The organism is Pseudobacter ginsenosidimutans, assembly GCF_007970185.1.
In the GTDB taxonomy this organism is placed as follows: Bacteria; Bacteroidota; Bacteroidia; order Chitinophagales; family Chitinophagaceae; genus Pseudobacter; species Pseudobacter ginsenosidimutans.
This window is the reverse complement of the sequence record NZ_CP042431.1, coordinates 4,310,686-4,327,405: the sequence shown is the minus strand read 5'-3', so window position 1 is coordinate 4,327,405 and position 16,720 is coordinate 4,310,686. Positions and strand designations below refer to the sequence as shown.

The following is a 16,720-nucleotide window of genomic DNA, read 5'->3' as shown; positions in this document are numbered from 1 at the left end:
TCTCCAAAAGGGTTGCTCCTACAACTTTATGAACTTCCTTGTAATAGTTGTATTGCCATTCCTTAACTGAATAATGTATTGTCCCTTCGAAAATGACTGCACATTTACCTCATATCTATTCATACCTATTCTGCTGGTCATCGACCTTTTTTGCAACACTGTTCCATCAACACTTAGGATATTGATCACTGTTATACCCGGCGCATCAGCGGAATAATTTATATTCAATGTATGATGAACAGGATTCGGATTGATCCCAATTCTTTGTTCCAATTTTGCAGACAGCGTTTCAAGAGACGCAGCCTGCAGGTTCATTAATCCGTTGCAATCCGTGGTATCAGCGATCCAGATGAATACATTATTGGAAGATGAACTGCCGGCAGTGCTATAGGCGCTATCCCAGGTAACGGGAGAATAGCTTACCGGAATTTCAGTCAGCTTCGTCAATGGTCCTGGATTATAATTATCAGCGGAATCCTTTCCAACCCGGGCTATGTAGGGCATGTAGGGATAACCACTGGTGCTGCTTGTCCACCACCAGCTCTTCAGTGGTCTTTCTATATCTGCCCATCCCGCCGTGTTGAGATTTCCATTATCAGACTGGTCCACTGAAATATAAACGCCGAAACTTTTTCTCCATAAGGCGCTTCCCTGTCCGAATATGAAACGGTTCATCAGATAAGTGAGCTGCGTGTTGGCGCCCAGACCGATTCCCGTAAGGACATTGCGTGAACGGCGGGAATAAGTTGTATCAAAAATATGATCAGGCAGACTATCCAAAGCCAATTTGAACCCAAGCTCCATATCTGCTTTCCCCGCAGGATTCTGCAATTGCATGATCATCGTGAACACGGCAGTATCTCCATTGCAGAGCGGTTGTTTTCCATTCCATCCGTTAAGGTATTTTTTAGCGAGCCCTCTTTCCACTGCCCAGGCGGAATCCTTGTTTGCCGCATCGATCACATTCATGATGAAATAGTGTTTAAGTGAGGCGCGCTGTGCAGTGTCGGGAATGTAATACAGGAAATTCTTGCCACTGTATGTTTTCTGCCGCAATTGGCCGATCACAAATGGCCACTGAGATTGTACAGGCGGGTTCACGTTGCATTCACTGGTATCGATGATCCAGCGGAAGATATTGTTGGAAGGAGAATTGCGCGCCGTACTGTAAGCGCTGTCCCAGGTAATGGGAGAATAACTCACAGCGATCTCGGTGATCCTGGAGAGTGCACCCGGATTTCGATTATCCGCTGAATCTTTACTGATCCTGCTATTGGATGCGTAAAAAGGATAACCGCTCAGATTACTCGTCCACCACCAGCTCTTCAATGGTGTTTTAATAGAAGCCCATCCATTGCTGTTCTGATTGCCGTTCAAAGAATGGTCCACAGAAACATATGCGCCGAAATTATCCCTGAAGAAAGCAGTCCCCTGTCCACCAACAAATTTATTCATGAGATAGCTTAGCTGCATATTGGCGCCCAGGCCGATGGCAGTTAAGATATTCCTGCTCCTTCGTGATGAAACAGTATCGAAGATATGATTCGGAAGACTGTCAAGCGCCAGTTGAACGCCATATTCCAGCACCACTTTCGCAGCAGGATCATTCAACTGCGTGAACATGGAGAACACTGCAGTATCGCCTGTGCACAACGGGATCTTCCCATTCCATCCATCTTTATATTTCTTTGCCAATCCTCTCTGTACTGCATAAGCGGAATCCTTCCCTGAAGAATCCACTGTATTGAAAATAAAATAATGTTTGAGTGTTGTACGGTTAGCCGTATCCGGTAGGTAGTACAGATAATTCTTACCATTGAATGTTTTCTGACGAAGCTGCGCCACAGCAAATCCGAAATCGGGAGAAGGGCCTCCTGAGATCCCATCAGCGGGATCTACCAACCAGCGCCAGCGATTGCTTTGGGCATTGCCGCCGTGTGGTGTACCAAGACCTTTGATGCTCATACAGCTGTCCCAGATCCTCCGGCAATGACAGGAATCCTGCATCCATTGATTGGTGATCAATTTTTCATTGCTTCCGATATCCTGGTAGAGGGCAACGGCTGCTGGTCCTGGTGTTCCGCTGTTATTGTCTTTGCTGGAATACCATACCCAGTGCCTCCCTGTAGAACTTCTCGCTGTAATATCTGAACCCAGCCAGGTTGGCGACATAGAAATGGTATTGCGGAAGACCATCCTGTATGGAGAATTGCTCTGGCCCAGCCAGCTCCACATCCTTCCCGGTCCTCCGGAAAATCCGCTGGCGGAAAAATAATTCCGGTTGGAGGTATCCACTTTGTTGCCGATCACTTTGAATACAGAATCGATCGCATCTGCATACAGTTGTGGAAGTATGCCATAATTCGGAACTCCGAAAACGATGAATTTTGCTACAGTACTATCGTTCATGTGAACAGAACCATCCCAGTTGTTCTGGCTGTTGAACCATACACCGGGAACATGCGAATCCAGCTGCGTTCCGTTCAATTCCCCGTTTCCATAGAAAGCCACATGGAAAAAATAATTACTGCCTGTGGCAAAATCATCGGGAACAAAGATCTTGAAGGTTCGGCCGTGAATGGTAACGAGCTTCCAGACGCCGGGGTCGACAGTAAATTGCGCCTGCGCAAATACCAGCATCAGCAATGCCAATGAGGTGAGTAATGTTTTTTTCATATTAAGGTTATTAATTCAGGAATACAGCGTAACCACTATTACGGTTAACTGCAATAGTTCTTTCGTTTTTATGGCGATAGTAAACAGATGGGAAGTAAAACCTGAAAGAGTACGGAGAGGAGGAGTTGCAAAAGTAAAATAATCAATATCTGCACATTTTTCGCATATCCATCACCTTAATTAACTGTAACGCAACACTAAGAGTAATTTTACTAAATACACTACATCGCAGGTTTCGTTTTTACGAAAAAAAAATGCCCCGGCTGGCCGGGGCAATTATTGCAACAGGATCCAGATCAAAACCGATCAGGATATACTGACGTTCTCAACTTTCCAGCATCTCCAGTATCCCTTCGTTCCGTATGATCAGCATCCCCTGCCTGTCTTCTGTAATTCCCTGTTCCAGTTTGTAAGTATAGCGGGGCTGTACGCCTTCCATGATCGTAGGCATGAATACGAACTGTATGTTTCCCATCTGCTTCAGCGCCTCCCCTACTTCAATGATATGCGTGGATACAATGAACAGGCATTCCCGGTATTCAGAAAATGCTTCCGTTACGGCCAGTGTTCCATCATAAGCGTCTTTAACATTCGTTCCCTTGAACAGTTCATCGAACATCAGCAACAGTCGCTTTCCGCTGGCAGCCGCATCTGCGGCCTGCTTCACTCTTACCACCTCGGCATAGAAATGACTATAACCCAAACCGATATTATCTGCCACATTGATGGAGGAATAAAGTCCGTCCCTTACAGAGAATTCCATAACAGCAGCGGCCACAGGGAATCCCATATGCGCCATATACAGCGCTATCCCAACCGACTTCATCAATGTTGATTTACCAGCCATATTAGCACCGGTTAAGAAAACCACATTCTGTTGGCCATCCATCTTGACGATATTCCCTACCGCCCCATCGATGCAGGGATGCCTGAGCTCGCCGGCAGACAGGATATTTGACTCCGGAGGAAAGGCCACTGCATACATAAATCCTCTCTGTTTTGCCACAGAACTAACGGAAATGTTCAGGTCAATTTCATATATAAATTGCATCAATTCCTCTATTTCATTGCGCATCCTGTTCTGAAGCAGATGCTCATAGAAAGCAAGTGTTCTGACCGGAAGTGCCCCATAAATATCCAGATTCCGGAGATTAACCAGGTGCTTATCGTTCAGGATCTTCCTGATCTTCGCCATGCGCTGATCGAATGCTCCAAGAGGTCCCCTGACAGATCCGAGGAAAGCATCACACCTGTTGAGCGTTACGATGCTCGCCTGTAAGCCCTGAACTGATTTCCTGTATCTCTCGTCACGGGTAAGACCGGATAACACCTTTTTGAACGCAGTTTTCATCAACACCATTCCGGCAGAGCTCCCGGAACTGCTATCGATATATTCATGCATTAGCGCCAGCTGTTGCTCATCGAAAGGAAATGGCAGATCCGCTTCCTGGAAAAAGCGGAACACATTACTGCGCTCATTGATCTGGTCCGCAATCGTCAACGGATGCCTGAACATTTCATCCAGGAGGCGCTCCCCTCCCCTCGTTTTGACTTTATTGAAAAGATGGTAAACAGATCCTTGGCGGAACTTTCCCAGCAGGTTCAATTCTTCCAGGGTTTGTTTATCGATACTGAAATTCATGATTGTATTTTTTATCGGTTTCACACGGTTCGTTTATGACCGTTTTTCAAGGTGTCCAGGATACCTTCATTACGGATGATGATCATACCATGACGGTCAGCAGTAATTCCGGCTTCCAGTTTATAGGTGTACTCCGGAGTAATCCCCTCCATTCTTGTGGGCAGATATTGAAAACCGACGGAAGGATGCATCGATAATTGCTCTCCTGCTTCCACGATATGGGAAGAAATGATGAACAGGCTGTTCTTCTTTCGGGCAAAAGCCAAACTCACTGCCACCGTTGCTTCATGCGCATCCTTTACATTGGTACCACGGAACAACTCATCAAAAACAATGAATAGCGATTTGCCCATGGCCAATTCGGCAGCTACCTTTTTCACCCTCAAAACTTCGGCATAGAAATGACTGGCCCCAATTCCCAGATTATCCGGAAGATTAACTGTGGTGTAAATGCCATCCATAACCGAAAACTCCATTGCCCCGGCTGCTACCGGGAATCCCATATGCGCAACATACAAAGCAGTGCTCAACGAACGGAGAAAGGTTGATTTCCCTGCCATATTTGCGCCGGTGAGGAAGATCAGATTCTTTTCCGGATGCAGGGATATATCATTTGCCACGGGATTGGTCAATCCCGGATGATACACATCTTTCACTTTTAATATTGCTCCGCCTTTCTCCATAGCCTTCGCAAAAACAAATTTCCTCTCCCTTGCTACCCCGGCCACTGACAGGTATACGTCAAGGTTATAGATGAGCGCAAGTAATCTTTCGATCTTAGCCTTTTCCCGTACCCTGAATAACTGGTCATAGGCAGTGACAGCGCCATAAGCAATCCTGGCTTTTGCCTTTTCCCGGTACACAGGCTCAAAAGCCCCGTCTGTAAGGAGTTCCAGGATACCGATCCTTTCGGGCTGCCAGGCTTCATTGGCAAGCACTTCTGTTCTTTCCACAAAAGACCTGATCAGCTGCATCAATTCGATCACTGCCATTACACCATTGGCCACGTCCTTCTCACTCAATACAGACTGTGTCCCTGCCTGCTTTCCCTGATCATCAGTTACAAGGTATTTCTCCGCCATGTCGAAGAGCGCAGCTTCGAAAGGGAATAGTATATTCTTTTGCGCGAAACAGCTGATGATGCTGCTTCTTTCATTGATCATTTTCTTATCTGAAAGCGGTGAGCGGAACATTTGTTCCAGCACTACCTGCCCTCCACGGGTATGCGTTTGGTTGTACAGGTCGTAAATACCTCCCTCTTCACGTTTTCCGAAGATCCGGATATCCCCGATCGTTTGTTCATCTGTAATTAGGTTCATGATTTTTTATTGGCGTTTACGACGTACGAGCAATACAATCCCTGTCAGCAATACCATTCCCGGCAATACATACACGAAAATGATCTTTGTTACTTCTGCAGTGTCGGGAGATATGGTCAGTAAAGTGTCTTTATAAGGTTCGGCAGGAGCATACACGGGATACCTGTTGGAATCAAGCCAACTGTAAACCGCCCGCACCAGTTGATTTCCACCGCCGCGGAGATTACTCATGAAGTCGGCATCTCCGGCAATAAAGATGCGCTGCTCCCTGTTGTTCACTTTCCTGGTGAGCGATACGGCAGTGGTGAATTCATCCATCCTGTAATCACCTTCCTGCACATTGAACACTGGTGCTGCAGAATCGGTGACCAGGTTACCCATTTTCACCCAGGTATTCCTTCCTGCATTTATCAGCACCGGTTGTACGGTGAATGAACCGGAATCGCTACTTGTAATGCCAGCAACGCCGGGCATAAGCATTCTTACAGTATCCCAGTTTTTCCGCAGGTACAGGAACATTTGTTCATCCGCCAACCCGGCTGCAGATTTTGTATAGAAAGGCATGGTATGGTGAGGCATTTCATAATCGGTTACCTCTACCAGCGTTCCATCCATAACCTTTACTCCCATCTGCAGCAGGACCGGGTTCAGCACCTGCTGTTTGCCAGGCTCGGCAAACAACATCATATTACCACCAGCATCCACGTACTTCCTGATCTTATCCTTAACGGTACCGGAAAGCATCACTTTGGGATCTGCCAGCACAAGCATGCTGGCATCTGCCGGAATATCTTTTGTTTCCAGCGAAAGAGAATCCACTGCGAAGCCCAGGTTGATCAAGGCTTCACGGTTGATCTTGCTGATGGTATGATATTGATATTCGCGCTCACCAACTTTATAGATACTTCTCTCCAGGTTGCCGGTAGTATAGTAAACTTTGCTCTGCTCATTTGTTGTCAATTGCGTGAACACAGCAGCAATATTGCTTTGATCAGGCCAGAACTGAGTATCCGGAAAGGTTCTGAGAAAGGCCGAACGCCCCTTGTACCTTACCACCATCACCAGCCTCCTCATTTCATCTTCCATGCCGGGAATATCTTTGAAAGACCCGGGCTTTTTGAACCTGCTTACACTGATATCGTAAAAGCCTGCCATTTCCTTCGCGATCTCATCGATATTCTTTCCCGGAAAATTCCTGAACATGGTGCTATCACCTTTTGCAGTGTCGTAATAGTACTCATACTTCAGTTTGATATTTGGTTTGAAGCGGATATATTTTTCCCAGAGCGTCCACAAATAGGTATTCCTTGCTTCGGGTAAACCCAGGTCAATTCCGTCTCCCAGGAGATTGGCATACAAGGTCACTTCCACCGGTTCGTTTCCCATGTCTTTCAGTATCTGCTGCAGTTTCGGATGGATAGTATTTTCTTTGGTGGCGGTAGTATCCAGGTAACCTATCAAACCTGGCCTTGAAGTAATATATCCGATCAGCAACGCCACCACCAATACAGTTATATACCTGCCTGCCTTCACAATCCAGGGCTTAGATTCCCTGGCGCCTTTCAATTTGAGCAGTGTAAACGACAGGAACATGCCAACAATCACGATAAAATATACCAGGTCACTGGTGGTCACCAGTCCTCTGAGCATCTTTGTAGTTCTGCCGGTAATTGAAAGGAAATAAGTCAGGTCCCGGATGAAATCATACCGCTGCCACAAACCACCGATATGACTCAGCACAAATACAACGGTAAAACTGGCAACCGCCGAAACTATCTGGTAATTGGTGAGGCTCGACATGAACATGCCGATGGCGGTATAAGCGCACATCAGTAAATAGAACCCAAGTGCAGAAGAGAGCAGAATGCCAATATCCGCAGAAACGATGCTTGCACTTCCTGCAATCATGAAAATGCCCAGCACGCACAGCAGCAGCAGGTTATAGAGCATGATGGCAATGTATTTCCCGAATACGATCTGACGCAGCTTTACAGGTGAAGAATAAAGGAGCTTCACCGTTCCGGTATTCACTTCCCTACTGATCAACCCCATCGTCAGCAAGGGAACAAAGAGGAATAGATTTTCCAGTACATTGGAGAAGATCCCATCCTTATCCAGGAATAACAACTTTGTGAGCGATTGCCCGAAATCCTTGAACAGTGGATTATTCCGTTGCGCCAGGTCCTGGTACTTTGAGATCATTTGCAGTGGCTTTGTAAAGAAGATAGCACATTGTACCATGAATGCGATGGTCAGGAACCATGCCACCGGAGAATAGAAGAGATTGCGAAGTTCGGTCTTCGCTATGGTAAGCGTTTTTTTCATACAGTTACAGATTAATTGGGGGATTGATTAGAGAGTTGTTTGAAGATATCATCCAGCAGGCCTTTCTCCAGGTGTATTTCCTGTAACTTCCAACCTAACTGCACACTGGCCGTTACTATTTTTTCCGTGACGGTTTTATCGCCATCAAAATAGATCCGCGCCTGTCCATTACTAAGGTATTCCACCCTGGGGATGCCCGTTACCTGCTGCAGGTCCGTTACAGATGGAGGATTTTCAAAACGCACCAGCAATGTATTCGGTTGTGCATAATTGTTGAATGCATCCATCGAATCAGAAAAAATGATCCTTCCTGCTTCGATCATAATGATCTCCCTGCAGAGCAACTGTATTTCCGATAGGATATGAGAAGACAGCAGAACAGTGTGATCAACTGCAATTTCCCTGATCAGCTTTCTTGCTTCAATCAGTTGATTAGGGTCCAGGCCATTGGTGGGTTCATCCATCACCACCAGTTTGGGCCTGTGTACGATGGCCTGGGCAATACCTACTCTTTGCTTGTATCCGCCGGAGAGATTACCGATCAGCCTTCTGCTGAAATGGGTAATACCGGTTCGTTCCTTCGCTTCATTCACAGCCGCTCTTAGTTTTGATTTTTCTACTGACCGTAATTCCGCTGCGTAGGTGAGGTATTCGTCCACAGTAAGGTCCGTATACACGGGTGGTTGCTGGGGAAGAAAACCAATATTGGCTTTGGCGTTTTCGGGGTCCTGCCTGGTATCGCTGCCATTGATGTATACATTCCCTTCCGTTTGGTTCAGCACACCACAGAGAATGTTCATGGTTGTGGACTTGCCCGCTCCGTTTGAGCCCAACAATCCGATAACTCCGGTCTGGCTGATCTCTATGTTTATGTCACGGATCGCCCAGGAGCTGCTGTATTTGTGCGACAGCCGCTCAATTTTCAATATACTGCTCATAAAATTGCTTGATTATTTAGATAGGTGAAACGCCGGACCTCTACCTCCGGCTGGTTTTAATTTGGACTGTAAGATTCATACAGGGCAACAGTTTGTGATGCGGGAACATCTGTAGCGCCCATCAGTACAATGGTGAGGTTGCGGAATCGTCTCCTGTTAGGCTCGCCACTTGTGCCAGGAGCGTTGATACCGGCAAGCGTGTACGTTTCCAAAACGCTGCCGGAAGCAACATCCCTGAACTCGAACACATAGCTGCTGATACCTGCAGTAGCTTTATATTTTGTGAATGGTGTTACTTCCCTGTATGCAAGTGAAGCCTGTTCGGAACCATTTTGCATTCCCTGGAGATTGATGCTTACAGGACCACTGCCTTTCAACAGGTTCACAAAACGAATACCCATGGTGCTGTCTTCCACCGGATGAGAGAGCGGCAGATCCGTTGTGAAAACTGATTCTGGTGCTGTGATGGTGCCCGCCAGGAAAAGCGTATTCATCGTATTGGGCTTCAGATCAAGATTAACATTGATAACCGGACTGCTATGCAAAGTAGTATCCGGGTAGCGGTAAACAGCCAGAGGCTGTAAACCGCTATAGGAGCCGGATTGATTGAATACAGAGTACGTAGCATAACTGATCTTCATGGCTGCTGTATAACTTTGCAGGGGTTGTCCGCCACTGAAATTGGTTACCAGGTAAGGAGTGCTTCCCACCATTCCGTTTACCAGCGTGAGAGAGGCTGCGCCGGTAACAGGTTTGTCTTTTGAGCAGGAAGCAAGGATCAGCAGAACAGATAACCCTGATATATATGCGAATAATTTTCCTTTTTTCATAACTGATATTTTTTTGAAGCACAGGATGTGAGCCTCATTCATCAATAGCCCTTATTTTGCTTGAGCGCGGAATTCACCTTCAATTCTGATGGCGGGATTGGATACAACAACTGATCATCTCCCTTCCAGGGCTGTTTCAATGGGATCTGGGAAAGCATTGATGCTGCCTTACCGGTACGTTTGAGGTCAAGCCAGCGATGGCCCCATTCTGCAAATAATTCCGTTTGTCTTTCTTTTTCAACAGCAGCTTTTACCTGAGTTTCCGTTAATCCTGCAGGAAGCAGTTCTATATCTGCCCTGTGCCGGATAATATTGAGATCATCAATGGCAGCGGCTGGTCCTCCACCTGCTCCATTGGCCTGCGCTTCTGCATGGATCAGGTACATTTCCGCAAGGCGGAGCCCGGTATAATATTCAGAAGGATCCATTCCCGGAACAGAATTGTGTAAGCCCAGTTTGTATTTATGAGGGAACCGGGTGATGCCCGGGGGCATTCCAGCTACAGAGGAATTATCTGTTTGGGCAATCCATTGTACACGGCGTTTATCATTGGGTTCAAAAGCATTCAGCAATTGTTCTGTAATACAAAAGAATGCCGGACCCGTGCCCCAGGGAGATGGGATGAAGGCATTACCTTCTTTCGTGGCATTTCTCGTAGTTGGATGATCGGTTGCTTGTTTCAGCTGCCAGATGGCCTCCCTGCTGGTGGGAGCAAATACATTATCGGGGTTGTCTTCAAGATCAAACAATCCCTGTTGATCGATCACGGACTTTGCTTCTGTCAGCGCCTGCGGATAATCTTTCAGGTAAAGATGAACGCGGGCCAGCAAAGCAATGGCAGCCCATTTATTGGGACGGATCCTTTCCTGTAAAACGCCTGAAGCGGAATAATCATCTGCGAGTGCCGACTGTGCCGCATTCAGGTCATCGATGATCTGGTTGTACACCTGCTGTTGCGGTGTTCTTGCCATCCGCTGGGTTTTATTGAAGTCTACCGTCAGCGCCAGCGGAACATCGCCAAACAAATTAGTAAGGTAGAAGAATGAAAGTGCGCGGATGAATTTCGCCTCACCCGTCAATTGCTTTCTTGCCCGTACACTCAACGTGGTGGCTGTTGATTCACCGATGCCTTCGATGATGGAATTGGCCAGGTAAATGATATTGTAGGCAGAAACCCAAATCTCTTTTGTTGGAGCATTGTCTGCCAGCAGGCTATTGGTGTTGAGTTGGTATAAAGGACTTTGTGCAGCGCCATAATAAGCGTAAAGCTCATCAGCCGATAAGCCTCCTGCAATGGACACGCCACCATTGCTGAAATAACTATCGGAATTCACCATCAGGGAGTACATGGCGGCCATCGCCATTTCGGCCTGATCGTCTGTACTGAAAACATCCTTTGTAGTGATGCTATTGATGGGAGCTTCCACCTCCAGTAATTTTTTACAGGAAGAACTGATCAGGCAGGAGAAAAGCCCGATCAAAACAACCGCTATCTTTTTTATTGACCTGAACATACATGACGGTTTAAAAGTTGAGAGAAATACCAGATGCAATAGTCAGGGGCATTGGCAGCGCACTGAAAAGGGAGCCTGGATCCAGCCCCTTGTAACTGGTGATGGTGAGAAGATTCTGCATGGTCAGAAATACAGAACAGCTATGAATGCCTGCCTTCCGGGTGAGCTTTTCCGGGACACTGTAATTGATGTTTACATTGTTAAGCCGGATATAGGAAGCATCTGTATAAGCCCCGGTAGACCTGCTGAAATTGATATCACTATTGGAAGTGAGGGAGGTTAACCTGGGATATGCCGCAATGTCTCCCGGCTTTTGCCAGCGGCCTTCATAGACCTCAACCGGGATATTCCCCATCACTCCTCCCCATCCTGTGAACGCAACCACTCCAGGGCCCTTTGTATAGTTGAAGCTGAGACTAAGATCCAACCGCTTATAACTTAACTGTAAACCTGCCCCGCCATTGAAATCCGCATTAAGGTCAACAGGGATATAACGGTCATCAGCACCCGAACCAGGTGGCCTGCTGTTGTCGATGGAGATCATACCATCATGATTGAAGTCGGCATAACTGCGCTGCCCGTCAAGCGGGTTGATGCCCAGGTAATTCAGCAGGTACACTGCATTGAGGGATTCTCCCACTTTGAAAATGGTGTAAAAGGGAGAGAACTCGAAGTCAGGATAGGAAACCAGTTTGTTCCTGGCAAAACCCAGGTTGAAGTTGGCAGAGAGCCTGAAATCCTTTCCCTGGATTATATTCCCTCTCAGATTGAATTCCCATCCTGTATTTCGAACATTGGCGGGTGAATTGGCGGTTACAGAGGTAAAGCCGGTATAAGCCGGGGTAGGCATGCCCGTTATCTGGTTATCACTGCTGTTCCTGAAATAACTTACGGCAAGATTGATCCTGTCTTTCATGAACCAGATATCGATATCTGCACCCATTTTTTTGTTAGTGGACCATTGATACACCTGGTTCACTGCCTGTAAAGGAGCCAGCGGTGTTACATTATTATAGTTGGGTAATACGGAAGAACTGTAAGGCACCGTCCAGCGGGTCATATGATCGTACGCACCGGCGCCACGTCCACCGGTGATGCCGTAATTGGCAGCCAGCTTCAGTGTACTGATCCAGGCGGGCATGAATTGCTTCACCCATGACTCTTCCGTTGCGATCCAGGCAAGTCCACCCGAACCGAAAGTTCCGTATTGTCTGCCGGGACCAAATGTGGAGGATCCCGATCTGTTGCCGGTTAAATTCAAAATGTATTTGTTCTCCCAGATATACCTTACACTTCCATGTACATCCAGGTATCTTTCCTGCGAAAAATCATCCTGGTTGCTGGTAAAGGGAGCAAAAGAAATGGACGACAGCAGTCCGTCATTTGTATACCCGAATCCACTGGTGGTTTGCGCATTGGTAGCTGAATTCTGCAGTGTACCACCCAGCAACACTTCCAGTTTTCCGTTACCGATAAATCTTGTGTAGGTAAGCTCGGGATCTATATTCCAGTTATTGAGCCTTGTGGCTCCCAGGATCAGTGTCCCCATCGGCATGAATACAGGGTTTTGCGATGCGATGGAAATAACCGATTTGTTATTGTTGTGCATGATATTGTAGCCTGCACGGAAGCCAAGTACAAGACCTTTCATCACCGAGTAATTCAACGCAATGCCGCTGGTAAGAAAATTGGAGCCGGATTCGGAAGGATTCAGTACGGATCCGAAAGGGAACATTTGACCGAGCCCTGCTGCATTCCAGTCTTTATAATTAAGTCGGTTGTCTTCATCGTAAACAGCCGGCGCATTGGGCGGCAATGTAGTTAATCCAGGCATAGGGATGGAATTGACGGAAGTATATGCGTAATTGGCATTGAACGCAATATTCAGTTTCTGATCCTGGCTCTTGTGATTGAGGCTCATGGTTACATTGAAACGTTTGTTGGAACCATTGAGCGTGGTGATCTCTTTGCCGGTGTCGAAATTACCGGCCACTCTGAAACTAGTACGGTCATCTCCTCCGGCCAGTGAAACACCTGCCGATGTTTGCTGCGCCATTCCCCAAAGCTCATCCTGCCAGTTGGTGTAACGATCATTATCGAAGCCGAGAATATCCGGTGCAGTGGCTATTGAAAGACCAATGCCATCGTTCTTCAATGCTTCCCTGCGCATGTTCAGGTACTGATGGGTGTCCAGCATTTTCCAGCGTCTGGCAACCGTACTAATATCCTGCCTGACGTAAAGATCAAGTTTCGTTTTGCCGGGTTTTCCTTTTTTGGTAGTGATCAGGATCACTCCATTGGCGCCTCTTGATCCGTAGATGGAAGTGGCATCCGCATCTTTCAATACAGTAATACTTTCTATATCGCGTGGATTAATGCTGAATAACGGGCTCTGTCCTCCTGTAACGGCACTGATCCCGGCCTGCACAAATCCTGGAGAACCGCGTTCATAACTGGCATTGGAAGTGGTATTGGTCATATTGAGCACAATCAGCGGCACCCCATCTATAACATACAATGGATCAGAAACGATATTCGGGTTGAGCGTATTCCTTCCCCTGATCTCGATTTTTACAGGAGAACTTGCATAGCCCTGTGTAGGCGTGATGGTCATACCGGGCACCCTGCCCTGCAATGCAAGCAGCGGATTCATTACCGGTTGTTTACTGATCTCTTCACCGGAAACCTTGATGATATTCCCTGTTGCAAACCGGGTACTTGTTTTTCCATATCCTTTCACTACTTCTTCATCAAGCATACTGATAGCAAGCGGCAACCGGATCACAATGGTTCCCATATCTTCCTTTATCAGCATCTCCCTTGGAGAATATCCGATGAAACTGAACACCAGCACAGTATTCACGGGAATGGCAGGTATATTGAACTGACCTCTCACATTGGTGATCACACTTTTCCCGGTGGACTTCACCGTAACGGAAGCTTCGGAGAGCGGCTGATTGTTCTCTCCGAACACGACGCCTTCAACAGTCATCATCTTTACTACCGGTGTAGTATCAGCGAAAGAAGGCGGAAGTGATGATTGCTTCCTGGAAATAACGATGGTCCTTTTCTGGAACAGGAAACGGAAAGGCTGGTCTTTCATCAGTTTTTGCAGGAACTTTTCCAATGGCAGATCAACTGCATCGATGGTGACAGGCCTGGCGATCTTCAGCAGATCTTCATCAAAAAAGAATACGTAGCCCGTTTGCTTTTCAACGGCATTAAAAACTTTTTCGATCGGGATGTCCTTTCCTGAAAAGCTGACGGTCTGGGAGTAAGCGCCGGCAGCAGCCTGCAGGCATACGCACAACAATAAGACGGAAGTGAATTGCATCACTAGCAGCGTTTTGGTGAAGCAACGGCGCCCCCATAGGGCTGACCTTGCAATCAGATCCTTAAAATGCATACTTTTGCATGGTTTGGGTGATTGAATGACGTATCTGGCGATATGTTGATGTTCAGGTTACCCAAACTCTTTCCGGAAGTGGTCCAACACTTCCGGTTTTCATTTGGAAAACCTTGTATTTTCAGCCCCTGAGGGCATTGGTCAGCAGTTTATTCTGTAACAACCAATGTTCTTCCTTCTATCCTGAATTTCACGCCCACTTCCTGTAATATTACCAGCACCTGCGACAGGTTCAGGTCTTTTGTGATCTTGCCGCGGAAGGACCGGTCGGGCACTTCCCCTTCAAACTTCACGTCGATATCGTACCATCTGGACAATTGCCTTAGCACTGAAGAGAGATTGGTATGATTGAAATTGAACTGCCCGTTTTTCCAGGCTATTACCTGTTCGATATCCACTCCTTTCTCCACTGTAATTCCGGTTCCCTGCATACGGGCCTGCTGACCGGGCAGCAACACTATTTCTTCTCCTTTTCTCTGGTCTGCTTTCACCTTCACGGCGCCATCCAGTAATGTAGTATTCTGAGTGAATTCATCTGGATAAGCATTCACGTTGAAACTGGTTCCGAGCACCTGGATAGTTTGCCCGGATGTCCTCACAAGAAAAGGTTTCCTTTCATCCCGGGCCACTTCAAAATATGCTTCACCAGTGATATCCACCATCCTGCTGTCTCCCGGAAATGATACCGGAAAGCGAATGGAAGAAAGGGCATTCAGCCAAACCTTTGTACCATCAGACAAGGTCAGTGGCGCTGATTGCTGTCCAACGGCCGTGGAGAGCGTATTATAGATCAGCACTGGAGTGGTGTTGCCCGAATAGGTAACTGCGCCATTCTTATTCATCACATTGGTTTTACCTTCCAGCGCCAGCTCTCCGGCGGATGAACTATCGAGTACAATTCTGCGGCCATCCGAGAGCGTTAGTACAGCGCTCGTAATACCAGGCAAAACATCATTCTTTAATTCCGTACTGGTAATTTGTGGAGCGGGCCTTTGTTGCCGGTATAGCAAATATCCTGTTGCTCCAACCAGTATAAGCACTGCTGCTACCCATCCCCACCTGAAACGGCGCATCAATGGCACTATGCGGCCTTCCGGATTCTTTTCCTCTTCCAGTTGCTGAACAGCCTGCTGCAACTTCTCCTGCAATTCGGCAGGCATTGCCGGGTATCCTGCATGAAAACCGTGCAGGGAGCGGCATTCAGCCAACATCGAATGGAAAGTGACGGAGTCTGCTTCACTATACCATTGCAGGAATACAATCTCCTCCTCTTCTGACAGCGTACCGGCAGAGTATCCTTCTATGAGCGATATGATCTTTTCCTTTTCCATAACGGGCCAACCATATTACTGACAACCGGGGAATGAAAACAGACACCCCGATTGCATATTTTTTTAAAAAAAGTATATTGAGAGTAGTAACAACATATCCCCCGCATGCAATCTGATGTATTCCTTTACAAAATCCGTGGCAGCATATAAGTGCTTCTTAACTGCCGAAACACTGATACCAAGCGTTACACTGATCTCTTCCAGCGTAAGCCGCTCCTGGGTCTTCAATAGGAAAATACGCCGTTTCTGCTCAGTCAATAAACTGATCGCCTTCTGCGCAGTTTGATAATATTGTTTGAATAATAATGCCTGATCTGGCGAAGCGCCTGCATTGGAGATGGTTTGATCCGAAAGCGCCTGAACAATTCTCTGTCCGGTTTTCTTTCTTTTGAGCAGATTGAAGAGCAGATTTTTAGCCAGCACATACACATAATCCTCAAAGGATCTTACCATACTCAGGGTTTCCCTGGATTGCCAGATCTTCAAAAATGCTTCATGGATCACCTCCTGCGCGTCTTCCGTAGAACGCGCTATGAAAAAGAGAGAAGTAAATAGTCGGGGATAATAATAAGTGTATAACCTGCTAAAAGCCTGTTGGTCGCCCTCTGAAGCCTGCCTGATCAGCTTGTCTTCATCGGGGATTCGGTTTGAAGGGATGATATCAGGATGCTGCTGCGGCATGAAGCTCAGGAATGCGAGCAGGCAATATACAGATTTTGCGATAGATATCCCTGAGAAA

Annotated in this window: 10 protein-coding genes; all 10 read right to left on the bottom strand. The window is 47.0% G+C overall.

Features of this window, described 5'->3' with window-relative positions:
• Positions 1–18: 18 nt before the first annotated feature.
• The 10 genes from FSB84_RS17185 to FSB84_RS17140 all read right to left on the bottom strand — a co-directional run bounded on the left by FSB84_RS17185 (position 19) and on the right by FSB84_RS17140 (position 16,662).
• Positions 19–2,676 (bottom strand): T9SS type A sorting domain-containing protein, encoded by a 2,658-nt coding sequence (locus FSB84_RS17185; protein ID WP_130539160.1) that lies wholly within the window; start codon positions 2,674–2,676, stop codon positions 19–21.
• A gap of 325 nt (positions 2,677–3,001) precedes the next feature.
• A complete protein-coding gene (locus FSB84_RS17180; RefSeq protein ID WP_130539159.1) occupies positions 3,002–4,318 on the bottom strand; it encodes a MutS-related protein in 1,317 nt (438 codons plus the stop codon).
• A gap of 20 nt (positions 4,319–4,338) precedes the next feature.
• Positions 4,339–5,637: a MutS-related protein gene (locus FSB84_RS17175; protein WP_130539158.1), complete on the bottom strand. Its 1,299-nt coding sequence runs from the start codon at positions 5,635–5,637 to the stop codon at positions 4,339–4,341.
• A 6-nt stretch (positions 5,638–5,643) separates the two neighbouring features.
• On the bottom strand, positions 5,644–7,962 hold the full coding sequence (locus FSB84_RS17170; RefSeq protein ID WP_130539157.1) for an ABC transporter permease subunit: 2,319 nt from the start codon (positions 7,960–7,962) through the stop codon (positions 5,644–5,646).
• 11 nt (positions 7,963–7,973) lie between these two features.
• Positions 7,974–8,900, bottom strand: a complete 927-nt coding sequence (locus FSB84_RS17165) for an ABC transporter ATP-binding protein (RefSeq protein ID WP_130539156.1) — start codon at positions 8,898–8,900, stop codon at positions 7,974–7,976.
• Between the two features lie 56 nt (positions 8,901–8,956).
• The gene (locus FSB84_RS17160) at positions 8,957–9,730 is read right to left on the bottom strand and encodes a hypothetical protein (protein WP_130539155.1); all 774 of its coding nucleotides are present in this window, start codon (positions 9,728–9,730) and stop codon (positions 8,957–8,959) included.
• Between the two features lie 41 nt (positions 9,731–9,771).
• Entirely contained in the window at positions 9,772–11,244 is a 1,473-nt protein-coding gene (locus tag FSB84_RS17155) for a RagB/SusD family nutrient uptake outer membrane protein (RefSeq protein WP_130539154.1), read from the bottom strand.
• Positions 11,245–11,254: 10 nt separating this feature from the next.
• The gene (locus FSB84_RS17150; protein WP_130539153.1) at positions 11,255–14,650 is read right to left on the bottom strand and encodes a SusC/RagA family TonB-linked outer membrane protein; all 3,396 of its coding nucleotides are present in this window, start codon (positions 14,648–14,650) and stop codon (positions 11,255–11,257) included.
• Positions 14,651–14,799: 149 nt separating this feature from the next.
• Positions 14,800–15,981 carry a FecR family protein gene (locus FSB84_RS17145; protein WP_130539152.1) on the bottom strand — a complete coding sequence of 394 codons (1,182 nt, stop codon included), beginning with the start codon at positions 15,979–15,981 and terminating at the stop codon, positions 14,800–14,802.
• Positions 15,982–16,044: 63 nt separating this feature from the next.
• The gene (locus tag FSB84_RS17140; protein ID WP_130539151.1) at positions 16,045–16,662 is read right to left on the bottom strand and encodes an RNA polymerase sigma factor; all 618 of its coding nucleotides are present in this window, start codon (positions 16,660–16,662) and stop codon (positions 16,045–16,047) included.
• Positions 16,663–16,720 lie beyond the last annotated feature (58 nt).

What these genes read in the sequence shown, in the direction of transcription:
- FSB84_RS17165 (WP_130539156.1), bottom strand. Translation starts at nt 8,900, where the DNA reads ATGAGCAGTATATTGAAAATTGAGCGGCTGTCGCACAAATACAGCAGC.
- FSB84_RS17140 (WP_130539151.1), bottom strand. Translation starts at nt 16,662, where the DNA reads ATGCCGCAGCAGCATCCTGATATCATCCCTTCAAACCGAATCCCCGAT.
- FSB84_RS17160 (WP_130539155.1), bottom strand. Translation starts at nt 9,730, where the DNA reads ATGAAAAAAGGAAAATTATTCGCATATATATCAGGGTTATCTGTTCTG.
- FSB84_RS17145 (WP_130539152.1), bottom strand. Translation starts at nt 15,981, where the DNA reads ATGGAAAAGGAAAAGATCATATCGCTCATAGAAGGATACTCTGCCGGT.
- FSB84_RS17180 (WP_130539159.1), bottom strand. Translation starts at nt 4,318, where the DNA reads ATGAATTTCAGTATCGATAAACAAACCCTGGAAGAATTGAACCTGCTG.
- FSB84_RS17150 (WP_130539153.1), bottom strand. Translation starts at nt 14,650, where the DNA reads ATGCATTTTAAGGATCTGATTGCAAGGTCAGCCCTATGGGGGCGCCGT.
- FSB84_RS17175 (WP_130539158.1), bottom strand. Translation starts at nt 5,637, where the DNA reads ATGAACCTAATTACAGATGAACAAACGATCGGGGATATCCGGATCTTC.
- FSB84_RS17185 (WP_130539160.1), bottom strand. Translation starts at nt 2,676, where the DNA reads ATGAAAAAAACATTACTCACCTCATTGGCATTGCTGATGCTGGTATTT.
- FSB84_RS17170 (WP_130539157.1), bottom strand. Translation starts at nt 7,962, where the DNA reads ATGAAAAAAACGCTTACCATAGCGAAGACCGAACTTCGCAATCTCTTC.
- FSB84_RS17155 (WP_130539154.1), bottom strand. Translation starts at nt 11,244, where the DNA reads ATGTTCAGGTCAATAAAAAAGATAGCGGTTGTTTTGATCGGGCTTTTC.